This window comes from Tardiphaga sp. 20_F10_N6_6, from assembly GCF_052076045.1.
In the GTDB taxonomy this organism is placed as follows: domain Bacteria; phylum Pseudomonadota; class Alphaproteobacteria; order Rhizobiales; family Xanthobacteraceae; genus Tardiphaga; species Tardiphaga robiniae.
Window position 1 is genome coordinate 145,272 of record NZ_CP197239.1, and the last position, 17,797, is coordinate 163,068.

At 63.3% G+C, this 17,797-nt stretch carries 17 protein-coding genes; 10 read left to right on the plus strand and 7 right to left on the minus strand.

Features of this window, described 5'->3' with window-relative positions; genetic code table 11:
• Window positions 1-116 precede the first annotated feature (116 nt).
• Entirely contained in the window at window positions 117-896 is a 780-nt protein-coding gene (locus AB7813_RS00535; protein ID WP_439063506.1) for a class II aldolase/adducin family protein, read from the minus strand.
• A gap of 139 nt (window positions 897-1,035) precedes the next feature.
• Window positions 1,036-2,040: a GlxA family transcriptional regulator gene (locus AB7813_RS00540; RefSeq protein ID WP_439060466.1), complete on the minus strand. Its 1,005-nt coding sequence runs from the start codon at window positions 2,038-2,040 to the stop codon at window positions 1,036-1,038.
• 61 nt (window positions 2,041-2,101) lie between these two features.
• Between AB7813_RS00540 and AB7813_RS00545 the strand changes: the two genes are divergently transcribed.
• Window positions 2,102-2,818 carry a DJ-1/PfpI family protein gene (locus tag AB7813_RS00545; protein WP_089267005.1) on the plus strand — a complete coding sequence of 239 codons (717 nt, stop codon included), beginning with the start codon at window positions 2,102-2,104 and terminating at the stop codon, window positions 2,816-2,818.
• A 42-nt stretch (window positions 2,819-2,860) separates the two neighbouring features.
• Entirely contained in the window at window positions 2,861-3,229 is a 369-nt protein-coding gene (locus AB7813_RS00550; protein WP_184519389.1) for a nuclear transport factor 2 family protein, read from the plus strand.
• Between the two features lie 5 nt (window positions 3,230-3,234).
• Here AB7813_RS00550 and pdxR read toward each other — a convergent pair whose 3' ends face one another.
• Window positions 3,235-4,731 (minus strand): MocR-like pyridoxine biosynthesis transcription factor PdxR, encoded by a 1,497-nt coding sequence (pdxR, locus tag AB7813_RS00555; protein ID WP_439057955.1) that lies wholly within the window; start codon window positions 4,729-4,731, stop codon window positions 3,235-3,237.
• A 109-nt stretch (window positions 4,732-4,840) separates the two neighbouring features.
• On the opposite strand from pdxR, the gene AB7813_RS00560 reads away from it, so the two are divergent.
• Entirely contained in the window at window positions 4,841-5,797 is a 957-nt protein-coding gene (locus AB7813_RS00560) for a DMT family transporter (RefSeq protein ID WP_439057957.1), read from the plus strand.
• Here the strand turns inward: AB7813_RS00560 and bla are convergent.
• A complete protein-coding gene (gene bla / locus AB7813_RS00565; protein WP_439057959.1) occupies window positions 5,757-6,626 on the minus strand; it encodes a class A beta-lactamase in 870 nt (289 codons plus the stop codon). The genes AB7813_RS00560 and bla overlap by 41 nt on opposite strands.
• Before the next feature lie 227 nt (window positions 6,627-6,853).
• On the opposite strand from bla, the gene AB7813_RS00570 reads away from it, so the two are divergent.
• A complete protein-coding gene (locus AB7813_RS00570) occupies window positions 6,854-7,567 on the plus strand; it encodes a DNA helicase (protein WP_439057961.1) in 714 nt (237 codons plus the stop codon).
• A 144-nt stretch (window positions 7,568-7,711) separates the two neighbouring features.
• Here AB7813_RS00570 and AB7813_RS00575 read toward each other — a convergent pair whose 3' ends face one another.
• Window positions 7,712-9,361 carry a glycosyltransferase family 39 protein gene (locus tag AB7813_RS00575; RefSeq protein WP_089267010.1) on the minus strand — a complete coding sequence of 550 codons (1,650 nt, stop codon included), beginning with the start codon at window positions 9,359-9,361 and terminating at the stop codon, window positions 7,712-7,714.
• Window positions 9,362-9,713: 352 nt separating this feature from the next.
• Here AB7813_RS00575 and AB7813_RS00580 point away from each other — a divergent pair, with 352 nt between their 5' ends.
• The 4 genes from AB7813_RS00580 to thrS all read left to right on the plus strand — a co-directional run bounded on the left by AB7813_RS00580 (window position 9,714) and on the right by thrS (window position 13,824).
• Complete coding sequence (locus AB7813_RS00580) at window positions 9,714-10,577, plus strand: hypothetical protein (protein ID WP_439063511.1); 864 nt, start codon at window positions 9,714-9,716, stop codon at window positions 10,575-10,577.
• 161 nt (window positions 10,578-10,738) lie between these two features.
• The gene (locus AB7813_RS00585) at window positions 10,739-11,152 is read left to right on the plus strand and encodes a MucR family transcriptional regulator (protein WP_089267012.1); all 414 of its coding nucleotides are present in this window, start codon (window positions 10,739-10,741) and stop codon (window positions 11,150-11,152) included.
• A 526-nt stretch (window positions 11,153-11,678) separates the two neighbouring features.
• Complete coding sequence (locus tag AB7813_RS00590; protein WP_439057965.1) at window positions 11,679-12,275, plus strand: DUF6456 domain-containing protein; 597 nt, start codon at window positions 11,679-11,681, stop codon at window positions 12,273-12,275.
• A 337-nt stretch (window positions 12,276-12,612) separates the two neighbouring features.
• Window positions 12,613-13,824 (plus strand): threonine--tRNA ligase, encoded by a 1,212-nt coding sequence (thrS, locus tag AB7813_RS00595; RefSeq protein WP_439063513.1) that lies wholly within the window; start codon window positions 12,613-12,615, stop codon window positions 13,822-13,824.
• Window positions 13,825-13,896: 72 nt separating this feature from the next.
• On the opposite strand, the gene AB7813_RS00600 is transcribed toward thrS, so the two are convergent.
• On the minus strand, window positions 13,897-14,340 hold the full coding sequence (locus AB7813_RS00600; protein ID WP_068734257.1) for a SufE family protein: 444 nt from the start codon (window positions 14,338-14,340) through the stop codon (window positions 13,897-13,899).
• Between the two features lie 92 nt (window positions 14,341-14,432).
• Entirely contained in the window at window positions 14,433-14,822 is a 390-nt protein-coding gene (locus tag AB7813_RS00605) for a DUF5330 domain-containing protein (RefSeq protein WP_231077364.1), read from the minus strand.
• A 408-nt stretch (window positions 14,823-15,230) separates the two neighbouring features.
• Here AB7813_RS00605 and AB7813_RS00610 point away from each other — a divergent pair, with 408 nt between their 5' ends.
• Both AB7813_RS00610 and AB7813_RS00615 read left to right on the plus strand, forming a co-directional pair.
• Window positions 15,231-17,075, plus strand: a complete 1,845-nt coding sequence (locus AB7813_RS00610) for a PAS domain-containing sensor histidine kinase (RefSeq protein ID WP_439063514.1) — start codon at window positions 15,231-15,233, stop codon at window positions 17,073-17,075.
• A complete protein-coding gene (locus AB7813_RS00615) occupies window positions 17,068-17,796 on the plus strand; it encodes a peptidoglycan-binding domain-containing protein (RefSeq protein WP_231077362.1) in 729 nt (242 codons plus the stop codon). Before AB7813_RS00610 ends, AB7813_RS00615 begins: the two co-directional genes overlap by 8 nt.
• Window position 17,797: the final 1 nt, after the last annotated feature.

A 17,797-nucleotide genomic window follows, 5' to 3' on the forward strand; every position in this document is an offset into this window, starting at 1 on the left:
GGCGTCGCACGCGCCCCGGAATGACAGTCTGCACCAAACATAAAAACGCCGCCCGGAATTGGACGGCGTTTTGAATCACTGTGTAGAGGTATGTAACCTCTCTATAGCACCAAATCTCAGGTCTTGTAAGACGGATCGCGGCGGTCGAGCTTGCGCAGCATCGGCGGCCAGACCAGCTTGGTCGAGCGCAATTCGGCCTTGTCGGGGTTGCCCACCAGCACGGCGTTCTTGTCGATGACGATCTGGTCGACCGGATAGGCGGTCGGGCCGAGCATCCGGGTGCGGACCTGCATGGTGCAGGCGCGTTCCAGGTAATACATGCGCTCGAACGCCGAGGCGACCGAGCGGCCGACGGTCAGCGTGCCGTGATTGCGCAGCAGCATGGCGTTCTTGGTGCCAAGATCCTTCTGCAGGCGCGGGCGTTCGTCGTGATCGAGCGCGACGCCTTCATAGTCGTGATAGGCGAGTTCGGGGATCACGAGCTGAGCAGTCTGGTTCAGGGGCTGCAGGCCCTCCATGCAGGAGGCCACTGCGGTGCCGTCCGGGGTGTGCAGATGCATCACGCAGCCGGCGTCTTCGCGGACTTCGTGGATTGCCGAATGGATGGTGAAGCCGGCCGGGTTGATGCTGTATTCGCTTTCGGACAGCTGGTTGCCGTCGAGATCGACCTTGACCAGCGACGATGCCGTGATCTCTTCGAAGATCAGGCCATAGGGATTGATCAGGAAGTGATGGTCGGGGCCGGGCACGCGGGCGGAGATGTGGGTGTCGATGAGATCGTCCCAGCCGTAGAGCGCAACGAGGCGATAGGCAGCGGCGAGATTGACGCGCTGGGCCCATTCGCCCTCACTCATATGCGACGGCACTTCCTTGAGGCGGGCTTCGGCTGGTGACATGTTGAGTGCTCCCGGATTGACTGGCAGTGTTTTGGCGTTTGGCTGATGCCAGCCTAATCCCGCCCTGTTGCGGCAGCAAGCCAGACGGTTTGCGCGGCAGACATGCTTACCAGGGTGGCAGAAGGCCCGATCGCGACATTCAGGAACTGAAACGCGCGCGATAGTCTTGCGGCGTGGCAGAAAGCAATCGCAGGAAGCTGCGTCGCATGGTTTCTTCGGAACCGAAGCCGCAGCGTTGCGAAATGCGTTTCACCGGCAGTTTCGTTTCCGAGAGCAGCCGCCGTGCGGCTTCGACGCGCAACTGCTCGACGGCGCGGGCGGGCGTGATGCCGGTGGCGTCCGCATAGTGCCGGCTGAAGCTGCGCTCGCTCATGCCGGCCTGTTCTGCCAGCATGGGTAGCGAAATGTCGTCGGCGAGATGCTTGCCGATCCACTCATGCAGCGCGCCGAATTTGTCGTCCGCGGTCTGCAGCGACAATGCCGCGCTGAATTGCGACTGGCCGCCGGGGCGCTTGAGAAATACCACGAGATGGCGCGCCACCATCAGCGCGACGCTGCGTCCGAGGTCTTCCTCCACCAGCGCCAGCGCGAGATCGATTCCCGCGGTCACGCCGGCCGATGTCCAGAACGCGCCGTCGCGGACGAAGATCGGGTCGGACTCCACATGCACGTCGGGAAAGCGCTGCGCGAGTTCGGAACACCAGGACCAGTGGGTGGCGGCACGACGGCCGTCGAGCACGCCGGTTGACGCAAGCAGGAACGCGCCGGTGCAGACCGAGGCGGTGCGCCGCGCCTTGGCCGCGCGCTTGCGCACCCAGGCGACCATAGCGGGATCGGAAGCGGCGGCGTGTACGCCGGGACCGCCGGCAATGAGCAGCGTGTCGATCGGTTCGGCCTGGCGCGGCAGATCGCTCACGGCGAGGCCAAGTCCGGCAGAGGCGGTCACACTATGGCCGCCGCGCGCGATCACGCGCAGCCTATAGGGCGCAGGTTGTCCCTTGCGTTGCATGATCTCATTGACCGTGGCGAAGACCTGCAGCGGGCCGGACACGTCGAGCAGTTGCACCGACGGGAACGCCAGCACGTCGATAACGCGCGGAACCGTCGCAACAGAGTTTGGCGGGGAACGAGGGGTCTTTGGCATATTCGCCAGACTGTGCCGGGCTAGGTTCGGCTTGTCCATTCACAAATGCTTGGAGCATTCCATGATCCCGCCAGACCAACATCTCCAGATCGGCTCGCTGTTGTTTGAGGGGCTTGACCAGATCGATCTCACCGGCCCGTTCGAAGTGCTGTCGCGGATCCCGAATTCGACCTATCGAATCTATGGCAAGACCACCGATCCCGTGCGCGACTACAGGGGGCTTCGTATTACGCCGGATGCCGCCATTGGCGACGCGCCCCAGCTCGACGTGCTGCATGTGCCCGGCGGCTTCGGCCAGGAAGCGCTGATGGACGATACGGTTGTGCTCGATTGGCTCCGTCAGCAGGCCGGACATGCTCGAATCTTTTCGGTCTGCACCGGCGCGCTGATCTGCGGCGCTGCGGGATTGCTGATGGGCCGCCGCGCGACCACGCATTGGGCGTCGTTTCATCTGCTGCGCTATTTTGGCGCAACGCCGGTCAACGAGCGCGTGGTGATCGACGGCGACTGGATCTTCGCCGCCGGCGTGACGTCGGGCATCGATGGCGCGCTGCGTCTGGCTGCAGAACTGCGCGGCGACGAGGTGGCGCAGGGAATTCAGCTGTTCATGGAATATGCGCCACAGCCGCCGTTCAACAGCGGCACGCCCGAAACCGCACCGGCGACGGTGCTGGCGCAGACCCGTCAGTCGGTGGCGAAGATCACCGCGCAACGCGAGGCCACCGCACAACGCATCGCGACGAAGCTTGGCATCATCGTGCCGACAGCGGCGGAGTGAGTTGCGCAAGCCGCTTCTAATATGATCGAAAGGATCATGATCATGAACCTCACGCACATCCATGCATTTACCCAAGCGATGCAGCGCAAAGACCTCGATGCCATGCTCTCGCATATGGCCGACGACATCGTGCTGAAGACGCCGCTCGCGGCCGAGCCGTTCAAGGGCAAGGCAGCGATCCGGCCGGTGGTCACGGCGCTGCTGGGTGTCGTCGACAGCTTCGACTTCCACGAAGTGCTGCAGGGCCCGGAACACGTGTCCGCCTTCTTCGGTATCACCGTTGGCACAGAACAGCTGGATGGCGTCGACTACTGGCGTCTGAACGACGCCGGCCTCATACAGGAAATGACGGTGCTGTGGCGACCGCTGCCGGCGGCGCTGGCCGTCGAGAAGAAGCTCGCGGCTGCATAGGAACGTCAGCCCTTCGGCCGCTTCGGTGCCTTGCCGGAGTGGCCGCGTGGCGGAGCTGTGGCGCGCAGCACCTGTCCGACGATGGCGGCAGCCTTGTCGATCTCCTGTTCGTTCCAGGCGGAAAAGCCCATGAACAATCCCTGGCCGGCCACAGGTCCGGTGAAATACATCGATAGCGGGCGGCCGGTCACGCCGAGCTCGGAAAGTCGTGCCGAAATGGTGCGGTCGTCGCGATCGAGATCGAGATGGGCTAGCAACTGCATGCCGCCGGCCGGCGGTTCGATCGTCAGGTGATCGCCGGCATGAACTTGCAGTGCCTGCAGCAGGTGATCGCGCCTGCTGCGATAGACACGCGTCATCTTGCGGATATGCGCCGCGAAGTGACCGTCGTCGATGAATTCGGCCAGCGCATCCTGCACCGGCGCCGGCACGATATGGCTGCCGTGGCGCTGCGCCTTTTCGAACAGGTCGGCAAGATCCGGCGGCACGATGGCGTAGCCGCTGCGCACATCCGCGAACATCGGTTTCGAGAACGTGCCCACATAGAACACGCGGCCGTTGTCATCGAGGCCCTGCAGGGCGGCGACGGGGCGGCCGTCATAGTGGAATTCGCTGTCATAGTCGTCCTCGACGATGGCAGCCCCAATGTCATTGGCAAATGCAAGCAATTGCTGCCGCCGGCTCACAGGCATCAGCCGTCCGGTGGGATGCTGATGCGACGGGGTCACGAAGATCAGCCGCGGGCGATCGCGCCGGCCTTTGATGGAGAGGCCGCTGCCATCCAGCGAAATGCCGCGCATGGTCGCGCCGGCCGCATTGAGCGCCGCATATGCGCCGCCATAGCCGGGGCTTTCGACCCAGGCGAGATCGCCGGCATCGAGTAACACGCGCGCGATGAGTTCAAGCGCAGACTGCGCCGATGGCATCAGGATAATCTGTCGTGCCTCGGCCCGCACGCCGCGATAGGCGATGAGATGGCGGAGCAGGGCGTTGCGCAACGAGGCGCGATTGATGGCGGGATCGCCGGTCGATCCGCGTCGCGCCGCGCGGCGCAGGCAGCGCGCCCAGATGTCGTGGGGAAACAGCCGCGCATCTGCCAGCGCCGGGGCCAACAGCAGTGGCCTCCCTTTGTTGATGAACGGCCAATCCGACTTCTGCACGCGCTCGGCCCAGCGCGACAGGCCGAGCGGCTTCGGCGTCTTGCCGGCAATGTTGCGCCCGGTCAGCAACGCCTTGCGCTCAGCGGCGGCGACCGTCGGGCGTCGTCCCTGCGCGACGTCGAGATAGCCTTCCATGGCCAACTGATCGATGACGGACGAGACGGTGTTGCGGGCGAGGCCGAGCTGCTGCGCGCAGTCGCGGCTCGACGGCAGGCGATGGCCTGGCGGCAGCGCGCCGCTCAGGATCGCCGCGCGGAGCTGATCATAGAGCTGCCGCGTCAACGTCTCGCCGCTCGCGGACCCGCGCGCGATATCGATCAGCCCTGCGAGAATGTCGCCCATCAAACTGGCTCAGTCATTTTTACTGGAATGGATCTTTGATTGGGGCCAGTAAAACCTAGTGTCCTCGGTCTGTCGAGTGCGCCATGCACCGAAGCCGTGAGATGAAGCCATGTCCGAACATCCCCTGTCGCGCCGCACGGCGCTGCTGCTGTTTGCCGTCGTCGTGACCATGTGGGGGCTGAACTGGACGCTGACGAAATTTCTGGTGCAGCACATTTCGCCGCTGTGGTCGGTGGCGATCCGCGCCGTGATTGCCACGCTCGCTCTTGCGGCGATTACGCTGGCGCGCCGGCAATTCATCGTGCCGCGGCGCGGCGACATGCCTGTGATCGTCAGTGTCGCGGTTCTGCATATGGGCCTATTCTCGGTGCTGGTTGCCTTCGGCCTGCAATTTGTGCCGGTCGGGCGCTCCATCGTGCTCGGCTACACCACGCCGCTCTGGGTCGCGCCGGCCGCTTGGCTGCTGCTGCGTGAGCCCGTTCCGCGAGAACGTCTCGCGGGCATCGTGCTCGGGCTTGCCGGCATCGCTGTCATGTTCAACCCGTCGGCATTCGACTGGAGCAACGGCAATGCGCTGATCGGCAGCGGGCTGTTATTACTCGCGGCGCTGTGCTGGGCGGCGAACATCGTCTATGTCCGCGGCCACCGCTGGATCTCCGAGCCGTTTCAACTCGTGTTCTGGCAGGCGCTGCTCGCGAGCGTGCTGCTGACAGTGCTGGCGCTGATCCGCGAAGGCGTCCCCGATATCGCCTGGACGCGCGAACTCGTCGGCGCATTGCTGTTCGGCGGGATCTTCGGCACGGCGCTGGCGCATTGGGCGATGGTGATCATCAACCGCAGCCTGCCGGCGACCATTACGTCGCTCGGCCTGCTGGCAACGCCGGTAATGGGCGTTGCGATTTCCGCGCTGGTGCTGGGCGAGGCGATCGAGCTGTCGCTGATCGCCTCGATGGCCATGATTCTTGGCGGGATTGTCGTCGGAACGATGTCGCGCCGGAAGCCAGATGTTCTGCCGACGACGCAGCCTATCCCAGTTGCCGCCCGACCATCTCGCCAATCGCCGTGAACACCGTCTCCAGTTGCGGAGCCGTCGGCGTGCCGCCCTGCGTATAGGCGGCGATGACGACGGGCTGGTCTGGCTTCGGCCAGGTCACGGCGATGTCGCCGGCGGCGTCCTTGCCGTTGTTGCCGGTCTTGTCGCCGATCTTCCATGTCTTCGGCAGCCCGGCGCGCAGGCGCTTGTCGCCGGTCTTGCAGTTCACCATCCAGTCGGTGAGGCGTTCGCGCGAGGCGGGCGTTAACACGTCGCCTGTCACGAAGCGTTTGACGTTGCCGGCCATCGCGGCAGGCGTGGTCGTGTCCTGCGGATTGCCGGGACGCGAACGGTTCAATAGCGGCTCGTTGTGATCGAGGCGCGAGACGCCGTCGCCGGTCTTGGTCCAGAAGGCGGTGAGGGCGGCCGGACCGCCGACGCGCGCCAGCAGCATGTTGGCGCAGGTGTTGTCGCTGAGCTCGACGATGGCCTTGCACATGTCGGCGACCGAGAGCGCGCCCTTGGCAAGATTGTCGCGCGCGACCGGTGCATATTGCAGAAGGTCTGCAGCGGCATAGGCAATCATCTGATCGGGCTTGTCTTCGCCGCGGTCGATGCGGGCGAGAACGCAGGCGGCGAGCGAGGCCTTGAACGTGCTGCACATCACGAAGCGCTCATGGGCGCGCCACGCGATCTTTGCGCCCGTCTTGAGGTTTTCGGCATAGACGCCGATCCGCCCGCCGGTGTCGCGTTCATAGGCTTGCAACGCTGCCGGCGCGTCCTTTGCCGTTTCCTTGGCAAAGGCCGGCCACGCCATGAGCGCCGGCGCAGCCGCCAGCAATGTTCGTCGATTGATCATCATGGCGTGTCATTCGCGGGCGAAGAGGGAGAATTGATGGCGGGCGATTGGAAGTCCGCAATTTCGCGGGGAAGGGGATTGCGCTACACTGTGATTCTGGCGCGGCCCACGCCTCCCCCCTCCAGCGGGAAAGTATCCATCATACCGGGCTCTCTGATCACCGAACCAACTGTTCGAGCATCAAGCATAAGGAGGGGTTGTGACAACGCTCGCACCAGGAGGTTCTCACAATGCGTCTTTCTGCGCCTGTTTATCAATTGAAGCGCAAGGCCAGGCTTCTATCCCGCGCCGATAACATTCCTCTGCACGAGGCACTCGACCGGATCGCCGTGCGAGAAGGCTTTGCTGCCTGGAGCCTGCTTGTGGCCCGAATGTCTTCGGTGGCACCTGCCGCGAAACTGTTCGAACAACTGTCTCCTGGCGATCTCGTGCTGGTCGGCGCGCGCCCGGGCCATGGCAAGACGCTGATGAGCCTGAAGCTTGCCGTGGAGGCGATGCAATCCGGCCATCGCAGCGTGTTCTTTTCGCTGGAATACAGCGAAAAGGACGTGCTGGACCGTTTCAGTGCCATCGGCGTGGAGCGGGGGCGTTTCGATACTCTGTTCGAATTCGACAATTCCGACGACATCAGCGCCGACTACGTCGTCCGGAAACTGGCCGATGCGCCGCGCGGCACGCTTGTGGTGATCGACTATCTGCAACTGCTCGATCAGAAACGCGAGAACCCGGCCTTGATGGTGCAGGTGCGTGCGCTGCAGTCATTCGCGAGGGAACGCGGGCTGATCTTCGTCTTCATCTCGCAGATTCATCGGTCCTACGACCCCGCCGTGAAGCCATGTCCCGATCTGGACGATGTGCGGTTGCCGAATCCTGTCGATCTCGGCCTGTTCAGCAAGACGTGCTTTCTGAACAACGGCGACATCAGGTTTCAGGCGGCGCGTTAGTCTACGACACGGGCCATGAACAACAAGAGTCGTCATGGCCGGGCTTGTCCCGGCCATCCACGCCTTTCATGATCGCCAAGACGTGGATGCCCGGCACAAGGCCGGGCACGACGAAAACTTGGAACTTAGTACTAACGCAGAATTTTACGGCGCGGGGATCGCGAGCAGGCTCGAAATGCTGCTGCCGCGGATGTCGTAGACTTTGGCGAAGACGACGTCGTCGCGCTTGATCTCGGCAATCACGGGGGCGGTGAGGCCCTTGCAGTAGAACTCGCCGAGCGTCATCGCAAAGTCGGCCGACTGGCTGTCCCAGCCGATGGTGAAGTCGGGACCGAGCGCGACCTGTGCCGGACGCTGCGGGCCGCACACGGCGACCTTCCACTTGCGGCCGACCGGCGGGCTTTCCTGGCGCTCGACGATCTGCTCGCGCAGCGCATCGGAGGCCTGCTTCAGCGCAAGGCCCCAATAGTCCAGCATGTACAGCGCATCGGCCTGGCGAACGGTGCCGGCGATGTAGTTGAAGTGGGTGTACTGATACGGATGCAGCCGGATCATCTCGGCCGTCGGCAGCATCAGGCCGAAGGAGAACACGGCGACGGCAGCCGCTTGCGCGCCGCGATGATTGACGCGCAGCCAGTCCATCAGCGCCGCGAAAGCCGCGCCGCCGAGCACGGCCATCGGCGGAAGCACGAAGATGAAATGCCGGATGCCGTTATACAGCGCCGGGCGCTTCACCATGGCGATCACCAGCGGCAATGTGGCGGCAAAGGTCAGCATCAACAGGATGGTCTTGCGACGTGCGGGCACGGTGTCGCGCGACAGCGACATGATGGTCAGCGCGATGCCGCCGAAGGTGAGGCTGAGCAGCACTTCCGGAAGCTGCAGCGCGAACAGCGTCGGCAGATAGGACCACGGCATGTCCGGCACCGAGATCATCGCGCCGTCGAACATCTCTTTCCACGGTTTCTCGAAGAAGTGAGAGAAGTAGCCCAGGGCGCGCAGCGGATTGGCGGGCTCGAGAATCGACCACGGCCAGATCAGGCCCATGATCAGATAGCCGAAAGCGAGGCCGGGCAGCAGCACGTAAAGGACATGCAGCAAGCGGTGCACGCTCTCGCGCACGCCATTGGTGCGGACATCCTCGATCCACAGCGGCATGAAGCCGATCACCGCGTAGATCAGCGTCAGGCCGGCGAGAATGCGGCAGCCGATCGCGCAGCCGGCACCGAGGCCGAGGATCAGGACCGTGCGCGGCGACGGATTCGGATATTCCTGCGCAAGGCGCACCAGCCCGAGCATCAGGATGACCATCGCCACGGCGAAAGGCGCATCCTTCGGGTTCATGAACATATGGCCGTAGAAGGTCGGGCACAGCGCCAGCAGCAGCAGCGTGGCGAGGCCGCCCACGGGGCCGGCGACACGGCGGCCGAGGCGCCAGGTGACGCCGAGGCCGATGACGCCGACGATCGCGCCGAGCAGGCGTCGCGTCTCGAACAGCTCAAGCGGGATGATCTTGTGCAGCAGCGCGGCCGCCATATCGAAGCCGCCGCCATACATGTAGAGATTTGCAAACGACAAAGCGCCGGTGTCGGTGAAGCCCGACCCGTACATCTTCAATAGAAGATCTGCATATTCAGCGTGAGTATAGTCGTCCCATCCGAGACCGTAGTCCCGGAACGTGAAGCTTGCGACGATACTGACAACGACAAGCGCCAGGATGGCGAGGTCGTCACACGTCCGTTCCACCGAGCGCCTTACTGGCGTGTCGATGGCCGCAGTCGTAATCGATGACATGGCGATGGATAACCCGGTGTCCCCAATGGCTCAGCTTTAGCGCTCTTTGAGCCTCGTTTCCCCGGCATCGATATAGCGCACTTCTCTTTTGAAGTAATTGAGAATTGTGGCTGAAGTTTCTTAATGCGTTGCAACAAACAGGACAAGGTAAAAGCTTTACCGTTTAGGGATAGATCGGCGTCGGCTGTCCCAAACCTGTTGTCTCCGGTGGAAGAAAACTCTCCCAAAACTTACCACCAGGCCGATGTACAAGGGATGAACGCAAAATGCCGTTTGGCGGTGCACGCAATATGACGCTATCGTGGCACCCATGACGAGACTCGCGAGTGGTCCGTCGAGGAGTTCGAAGACTATGAAATTGCTGCTGATTGCCGGGATCGGGGTCATTCTGGCGGGCCTTGCCGCGATCGGCTTCGGCATTCCGGTCAAGGAATTCGGCTTCGGCAATACCCTGATCCTGACCGGAACGGTCGGCGCCTGCACCGGCCTGATCATGGTCAGCATGGCGCTCGCCGTCCGCGAGCTGAAGAAGTTTGGACCACAGGGCGAGATCGATGAACTGGTTCCGTCGCCCCGGCTGCCGCGCCGGGAACTGAAACTGCCGCCGGTTCCGAGGGAGGACGCAGAGGAGGCGGATGACGCGCCGGCGCCGGCCCCGCTGTTCAGCCGTGACCAGCCGGCCGCGCGACCTGCCGTTCCGGAGCCAGGTGTTCCCCCATGGCAGGACGAAGTGCTGCGCGACCGTGAGCGGCTTGCGTCCGCGGCCGCCGAGGCACCGGTGCCTGAGGAGCCGAAGCGTCGCAATCTGCTGTTCCAGTCGTCGCGCCGGGAGCGGGAGAGGGCCGAGGCAGCTGCCGCATTCGAGGCGGCCATGCCAACGCCGGAGGCGCCCGCCGAGCAGCCGAAGAGTTTCGAGGATGCCTGGCCGCAGCCGGATCGGTCGCGCTCCGACGCGATCCGCCGCGCCGCCCGTACCTCGTCCTCGCCAAGCGACAAGCTGCCCGATGCCGCGCTGATTCCGGATCGCTACGTTCCGCCGACGCCGGCTGAAGAGCCGTCGCAAGCACCGGACGTCACCGTGCTGAAATCGGGGGTCGTCGATGGCATGGCCTATTCGCTGTATTCCGACGGCTCCATCGAGGCGCAGATGCCCGAAGGCATGATGCGCTTCGCCTCGATCGACGAGTTGCGCGAACATCTCGACAACAGGGGCTGACGCTCAGCCCATTGCCGTTGGCGGTCACTTTCAGCTGATCTCGACTAATCTTGCGCGCAGAATGAAATCGGCGCGCTATACGTTGTTATTGCCCTCGTGGCTGTAATGCCCGCATGATTGTCAAGTAAAGTGCGGCTCCAATCCTTGAAAGACGACGGATCATGAACGACATCGCCGGCAAGAGCTTCATCGATCTCACGGCGACGATCGTGTCGGCCTATGTCGGTCACAATCCAACACCGGCGTCAGAACTGCCGGCGCTGATCGGTCAGGTTCACGCTGCCCTGGTGCGGGTGTCGAACGGCCGGCCGGAGGTCGCAGCGGAGCCGGCCAAACCGGCGGTGTCCGTCAAGAAATCGATGACCGCCGAATATCTGGTCTGTCTCGAGGACGGAAAACGCTTCAAGTCGTTGAAGCGCCATCTGCGCACGCAGTACGCGATGACGCCGGAACAATATCGCGAGAAATGGGGCCTGCCGGCCGACTATCCGATGGTCGCGCCGAACTATGCGGTGGCGCGTTCGCAGCTCGCCAAGAAAATGGGGCTGGGTCAGCAGCGCCGCCGGCGCAAGTGACCTGAACAGGTGACCTGAGCAAGCGATCCCGCAAGTAATCCGCACAAGTAAAGCTAAGCAATAAAGTCAGGTTCCATCCGCAGGAACCAATATAGAACAAATCGGAGACGAAGAAAGTTCTACGTCGGGATGCGGGATACATCTCCCGCCACGCGCAATTGGTGTGTGACACCACAGGCAGGCGATACGTGAACTTGGCGGGTATGACGGGAGACTTTCAAGCGGACGTTGAGGCCATCCCGCGCATCGATGCCGTGCCGCGAATTCTGGACGTGATCTGTCGGACGACAGGGGTGGGCTTTGCCCGCAGGTCGTGGCCGAAGACTGCGATGAACTCTTCGCGCGCGCCGGCCGCGGATCAATCGCGGTCGCCGCCGGAAACCCGCTTTCTCAACGCCGCAGCTTCGAGCGATCGTGCGAAGGCACTCGTTCCTTTGAATAAAAGCCGATAAAGGAATAAAGTCTAAAATTCTGCTTGCCGGGCCGTTCGGGATGTGAGCTTATTGTCCTAAATGGAGTCGCCCCGATGAAGACATCCCGCAGCACCGCCAAGCATCCCGACCGCGTCGACCACCATCGCGCGCAGCATCTATCGCTGGAAACGCGGCAGATCCTCACCGATGACGGCGTCGCCAGCGTCCTCGTCAATGACAGTGAAAGCCCGCTCGGCTGGCTGGCCCGGCGCAAGGGCCGCGATGGTCGCAGCATGATCAGCCCGCATCAGTTCATCGCCGGCGAGAAACTGCGTGCCGATTTCACGCGCGGCAACATGGCGCCGCGCATGACGGCGAACTGGGCCGCGCCAACCGGCGGTCGCCCACGCGGGGCCAGCAGTAGTCCCGGCGAGATGACGGACGTCATGGTGACGTCGCGCCAGCGCGTCAGTCAGGCGCTGGAGGCCTGCGGGCCCGAATTTTCAGGGGTTCTGATGGATGTGTGCTGCTTTCTGCGCGGCCTCGAAGACATCGAGCGCGAACGCAACTGGCCGGCGCGTTCCGCCAAGGTCGTGTTGCAACTCGCGCTGGATCGCCTCGCGCGGCACTACGGCTTCGCCAGTGAGGTCAGGGGGCAGCCATCGAAAGTGCGAACCTGGCTCGCAGACGATGCGGCGTTCGAGAGCTAGGGTGTGGAGTCGATAGCGCGCAGCCAGATGCTGATGGATGCGAGCTTGACGACGGCCAAGTCGTTCGCCGCGATCATAGGCCCGCGCATCATATATCTGCGACGCCAAGCAGCTTTCGTTGACGCCTGGGCGTTTTGCCGCCATATACAGCGCATGAACAAGCTTCGATCAGCTGCATTGACCACCACGGCGACCGCTCACGGCGGATCGCCTTCTGGTCGCGCGCGCTAGAGACAAGCGTACTTCACCCAGAAAAGGCCCCGCCGGTGACGGACGGGGCCTTTTCTGTTTCTGATGATCCCCGTCCGCGCTTTTTCCCCTCGTAAGGAACACAGCCATGGACGATCTCGACCACAGAAATCTCGGCGTACAACTCAAACTCTGGCACCTGCAGGACGATGCGCCGGGCATGGTGTTCTGGCATCCGCGCGGCTACGCGATCTACCGGGTGCTGGAGGATTATCTCCGGCGCAAAATGCGCCAAGCCGGCTATGCCGAGGTCCAAACGCCACAGCTGCTGCCAAAGGAGTTCTGGGGTCGCAGCGGCCACTGGGACAAATTCCGCGAGCACATGTTCCGGGTCGATGACGGCGAATTGGCGATGGCACTGAAGCCGATGTCATGCCCCTGCCACGTGCAGATCTTCAACAAGGGTCTGCGCTCGTGGCGAGAGCTTCCAATCCGCTATGCCGAGTTTGGCGCTTGTCACCGCAACGAGCCATCCGGTTCGCTCCACGGCATCATGCGAACGCGCGCCTTCGAGCAGGATGATGCGCATGTGTTCTGCCGCGAGCAGGACGTGGAGGACGAAGTCGCGCGCTTCATCGCTTTGCTGGGCGAGGTCTATTGCGATCTTGGCTTCCCCGACTACGAAGTGGCGCTGTCGACGCGTCCGGCGATGCGCGCTGGCGACGACGCGACGTGGGACTGGTCGGAGGCGAAGCTCGGCGATGCCTCGCGGCAATGCGGCCTCGCACCTCAAATCAATCCTGGCGAAGGCGCGTTCTACGGACCGAAGCTGGAATTCGCGTTGCGCGACCGGCTGGGACGATCCTGGCAGTGCGGCACGGTGCAGCTCGACAGCGTTCTCCCGCAGCGGCTCGACGCGTCCTACATCGCCGCCGACGGCAGCCGCGCAAGGCCCCTGATGATCCACCATGCCATCTTCGGATCGCTCGGCCGCATGATCGCGATCCTGCTCGAGCACCACGGCGGCGTGCTTCCGTTCTGGTTGTCGCCGGATCAGGTCGCGGTTGCGCCGATCTCGAAAGACCAGGCCGGATACGGCGCTGACGTCGTGGCGGCGTTCGAGGATGCAGGGATTAGGGCCATTGCCTATAACGGCGCCGATACCCTTTCACGGCGCATCGTGGCGGCGCATGACATGGCGGTGCCGGTAATGGCGATCGTTGGCGGACGCGAGATGAGGGACGGCCGGGTGGGCCTGCGCGAGCGCGACGGCTCACAGGCCGACATTCCTTTGGCCGAGGCGGTGTCCCGGCTGCAGGCGAGGGCGCGGTCGGGCGCGCTTGGGGCTGAAGCCCGGTAAACGGGCCTCAGCTGCGCTCCGATCAGTGAATCCCTGGCGGAGCGTTGGCGCAGCACCTGCAGCCGCTCGAGCCTATGGGGTCACGCCCTGGTTCGCGTCTGCCAGCGTCTCGGTGGCGTCCCGGCGGATACGCTCGACCATGGCGCGCAGGCCATTGGAGCGCTGCGGCGTGAGGTGTTCCTTGAAGCCGAGTTCGTCGAACACCTTGATGGCGTCGGTGGCCAGAATGTCCTCGGCCTTGCGGCCCGAATACAGCGTCAGCAGGATCGCGATCAGCCCGCGAACGATATGCGCGTCGCTGTCGCCGAGATAGCTGAGCACCGGCGTGCCGTGGTCGCGAGCGACCTGGCGCGACAGCCAGACCTGGCTCGCGCAGCCATTGACCTTATTGGCGGAGGAATGTTCCTCATCCGGCATCGGCGTGAGGCTGCGCCCGAGTTCGATGACGTACCGGTAGCGGTCGTCCCAGTCCTCGAGTAGCTCGAAATTATCGCGGATATCGTCAATCGTGGTCATCGGGGCCTGCAAGCAATGTCAGGCCCTATATAGGGACGAACAGCGCCGAAAGCGACCGCTGTTTGCGGTAATTATCCGCCGCAATCAGCCGTTTAGGGAGCAGCGGTGGGTGGCTGCCATTCGGCGGCGAGGTCGTCCTGGGTGAGCGTGTCGGGTTTGACCATGGCGATCGTCCCCTGGTTTTCACCTTCGCCACCGATCGAGCCGGTAGTATCCGGCTTCTTCTCGGTGATGATCTGGTAGATTTTCTTCGCGCCGTCCTTGGCACGTTCGCCGATCACGGTGGCCGCATGGCCGCCGACTTCGCAGGTGGCCGGCTGGCGCTTGCAGAATTGAGCCATGTCGGACATCGCCGCACTCGCAGCCGATACCGCATCGGACGCGCCGATCTGCGGCAGCTTGTCCGATTCCGGCGTCTTGTCCCTCGGCAGCAGCACGAGCACGAGCCCGAGCCAGAATGCCATGCGAAGCAGGAAGAACATCGCGAACCCCGTTAGTCTCTTCGAACCGTTGCGATTTGTCGCAATTGGGATCGAAGTTAGCAGCAGTCGATAAATTGCAAGTATTTGCGATGCGGTTAAATCGACGAAAATTCGCTTCATTCGGTTTGGCGTAAATTTTCCATTGATGAGCTGTTCGTGCGTTTTCCGACACGATGTTGGGGATGCACGCTTTCGAAACCATATGGACGCGGCGATGGAAACTACTCGTTCACCATCGTTGCCGAATGGAAATGCGAAAACTCCTCTTAAATCAGCACTTGCACGTTAGGCATGGCGAACGCGGCGGTCACTTTAGTGTTCGCTTAATGTCGCTCTGACACGTTGGCACAACGATAAAAGGAGGCGTTTCGGCGCGTCTGAATTGACGATCAAGCCGAAGCGAGACCAGTGACAGTATCGACCATCATCCGCGACTGCCTTGATGCCATGCTGCACCCTTCAGTGCGCTACGATGCGCTGACGAGTGCGCGTCACCGCGCATTCATGGCGCCGCGTCTGCTCGGCAGCCTTGCGGCCTTTGCGGCTTTTCCTGTCTATCTCGCGCTGCGCGGCGCGCCGAACGCGATCGAGGTCGCGGCTTTCGCCTGGCTGATGGCGCCGATCCTCTGCTCATATTTTCTGTCGCGCACCGGTCGCTATGAAAGCGCACAGGTGCTGTCGTCCGTCGCACTCGCCGGCCTCGTGATGATGATGGCGATCTCCACCGGTGGCATCAATTCGTTCGCGGCGATCTGGCTTGTCGTGGTGCCGATCGAGGCGGCGCTCTCGGCTTCGCGGCGTATCGTTGCCTTTGCATCGGCGCTGGCGCTGTCCTGCGTCAGCATTCTCATCGTGCTGACCAGCCTCGATTGGTTGCCTGTATCTGAAGCCGGGGTCGCCGGCCATGGCGTGTTCATGGCTTTCGGCATCGCGTCTGCCACCATCTACGCTGCCGGTCTCGCCTTCGGCGCGGAGTCGCTGGCGCGGACCAGCGTCTCGCTGCTCTATGTTGAGGAAGACCGCTATCGCCTGCTGGCGCGCAATATGAGCGACGTGATCTCGCGTCATCGTCACAATGGCGCCGTGCAGTTCATTTCGCCGGCGGCTGAAGCACTGATCGGCGCGCCCGTGCAGCGATTGCTCGGCCATGGCCTGTTCGATCGCGTCCATGTTGCGGATCGCCCGGCCTATCTCACGGCTCTGTCCGACGCCGCACGCGGCGGCGAAGCCCGCAGCGTCGAATTCCGCCTGCGCCGCGATGTCGTGCGCGGCAATGATCGCATGCGTCCGTCTGGCGCCGAATTCATCTGGGTTGAAATGCGCTGCCGGCCGATGGAGCAGGACGTCGACACGTCGATGCCGGTCAATGCCGATGCAGAAGTTGTGGCCGTGCTGCGCGATGTTACCGACCGCAAGTTGCAGGAAGAGGCATTGGCGCAGGCCCGCATTGAAGCCGAGCGCGCCGATGCGTCGAAGACAAGATTCTTGGCCACCATGAGCCACGAGCTGCGCACGCCGCTGAATGCCATTATCGGCTTTTCGGACATGCTGGTGCAGGAAGAGCTGATGATGCTCGATGCGACCAAGCGCAAGGAGTATGCCCAGCTCATCAACGATTCCGGCCAGCACCTGCTGTCGGTGGTCAACGGTATCCTTGACATGTCGAAGCTGGAATCCGGCAATTTTGAGATTTCGCCGGAGCCCTTCGCCCCGCGTCCGGCGCTGATCAATTGCTGCAATCTGCTGGCGCTGAAGGCGCGCGAGAACGGCATCGATCTCATCACCGATGCGCCGAAGGATCTGCCTGAGGTCAACGGCGATCCGCGTGCATTCCGGCAAATCCTGCTCAACCTCGTATCCAATGCCATCAAATTTACCGAGCGCGGCGGCAGCGTTACCGTGGCAGCGGGCGTCGAAGGATCACGCTTGATGCTGCGCGTCAGCGATACCGGCGTCGGGATTGCATCGGACGATCTCGCCCGCATCGGCGATCCGTTCTTCCAGGCCGGCAAGACCTATCAGCGGCGCCATGAGGGCACCGGCCTCGGCCTGTCCATTGTGAAGAGCCTCGTTGGCATGCATGGTGGCGAGATGCAGGTGCAGAGCCGGATCGACGAAGGCACCACCATCACCATCGCGCTGCCGCTGGAGTTTACGCCGCAGGCTGAACACGTCAGTAATATCGCGATCTTGAATCCCGCGGCGCGCACCGCGCCGTCCGACCAAGCCCATCAGGTGAAGAAGAGTGCCTAAAGCCAGTTCCAAAGCGACCAAGTCCAAACGCGGCCGCGCCGTCGCCATCGTCGACGAGCCCGCGGAGCGCGGTATCGTCCTGCGCGTGCTGCTGCACAGCCCGAAGGACATGGTCGCCGGGTTGATCGCATTCGCTGCGGTCAGCGCCATCATCGCCAATGCCATTTTCCTGCAGAAGGGCCATCATCCGTCGCCGATGTTCGGTTCGAGCACCGTCGTTGCATTTCCGGCACCGGCGCAGGTCGCCAATCCGCTGCCCAAGCCGCGTCCGCTGGATGCTGCTTCGCCGGACACCAAGCTCGATTCCCGCATGCTGGATTCCAAGCCGGTCAACAGCGCCAATGAGCCGAAGCCGTCACTCGCCGCCAAACCCGTCGAGCAGCGCGCGGCCGATCCGGTCGGCAATCTCCTGAAGGCGCCGGCACCACCGGCCTCACCGGCGACCACGGGCGCCGTGGCGCGCCCGCCGGCGGCGATCCCGAATGCGACCCGCACCGATCCGCTCGGTGATCTCATCACCAATACGCGCCGCGTCGCCGCTGTTCAGCGTGCGCTGACGGAATACGGCTATGGTCAGCTCAAGCCGACCGGCAATGTCGGCTCGGACACCGCGGCTGCGATCCAGCGCTTCGAGCGTGAGCGCAAGCTGCCGGTCACCGGGCAGGTGTCCGATCGCATGGTGCGCGAACTCGCCACCGTCACCGGGCGCGCGATCGACTAGC

What these genes read in the sequence shown, in the direction of transcription:
- AB7813_RS00535 (WP_439063506.1), bottom strand. Translation starts at nt 896, where the DNA reads ATGTCACCAGCCGAAGCCCGCCTCAAGGAAGTGCCGTCGCATATGAGT.
- AB7813_RS00540 (WP_439060466.1), bottom strand. Translation starts at nt 2,040, where the DNA reads ATGCCAAAGACCCCTCGTTCCCCGCCAAACTCTGTTGCGACGGTTCCG.
- AB7813_RS00545 (WP_089267005.1), top strand. Translation starts at nt 2,102, where the DNA reads ATGATCCCGCCAGACCAACATCTCCAGATCGGCTCGCTGTTGTTTGAG.
- AB7813_RS00550 (WP_184519389.1), top strand. Translation starts at nt 2,861, where the DNA reads ATGAACCTCACGCACATCCATGCATTTACCCAAGCGATGCAGCGCAAA.
- pdxR (WP_439057955.1), bottom strand. Translation starts at nt 4,731, where the DNA reads ATGGGCGACATTCTCGCAGGGCTGATCGATATCGCGCGCGGGTCCGCG.
- AB7813_RS00560 (WP_439057957.1), top strand. Translation starts at nt 4,841, where the DNA reads ATGTCCGAACATCCCCTGTCGCGCCGCACGGCGCTGCTGCTGTTTGCC.
- bla (WP_439057959.1), bottom strand. Translation starts at nt 6,626, where the DNA reads ATGATGATCAATCGACGAACATTGCTGGCGGCTGCGCCGGCGCTCATG.
- AB7813_RS00570 (WP_439057961.1), top strand. Translation starts at nt 6,854, where the DNA reads ATGCGTCTTTCTGCGCCTGTTTATCAATTGAAGCGCAAGGCCAGGCTT.
- AB7813_RS00575 (WP_089267010.1), bottom strand. Translation starts at nt 9,361, where the DNA reads ATGTCATCGATTACGACTGCGGCCATCGACACGCCAGTAAGGCGCTCG.
- AB7813_RS00580 (WP_439063511.1), top strand. Translation starts at nt 9,714, where the DNA reads ATGAAATTGCTGCTGATTGCCGGGATCGGGGTCATTCTGGCGGGCCTT.
- AB7813_RS00585 (WP_089267012.1), top strand. Translation starts at nt 10,739, where the DNA reads ATGAACGACATCGCCGGCAAGAGCTTCATCGATCTCACGGCGACGATC.
- AB7813_RS00590 (WP_439057965.1), top strand. Translation starts at nt 11,679, where the DNA reads ATGAAGACATCCCGCAGCACCGCCAAGCATCCCGACCGCGTCGACCAC.
- thrS (WP_439063513.1), top strand. Translation starts at nt 12,613, where the DNA reads ATGGACGATCTCGACCACAGAAATCTCGGCGTACAACTCAAACTCTGG.
- AB7813_RS00600 (WP_068734257.1), bottom strand. Translation starts at nt 14,340, where the DNA reads ATGACCACGATTGACGATATCCGCGATAATTTCGAGCTACTCGAGGAC.
- AB7813_RS00605 (WP_231077364.1), bottom strand. Translation starts at nt 14,822, where the DNA reads ATGTTCTTCCTGCTTCGCATGGCATTCTGGCTCGGGCTCGTGCTCGTG.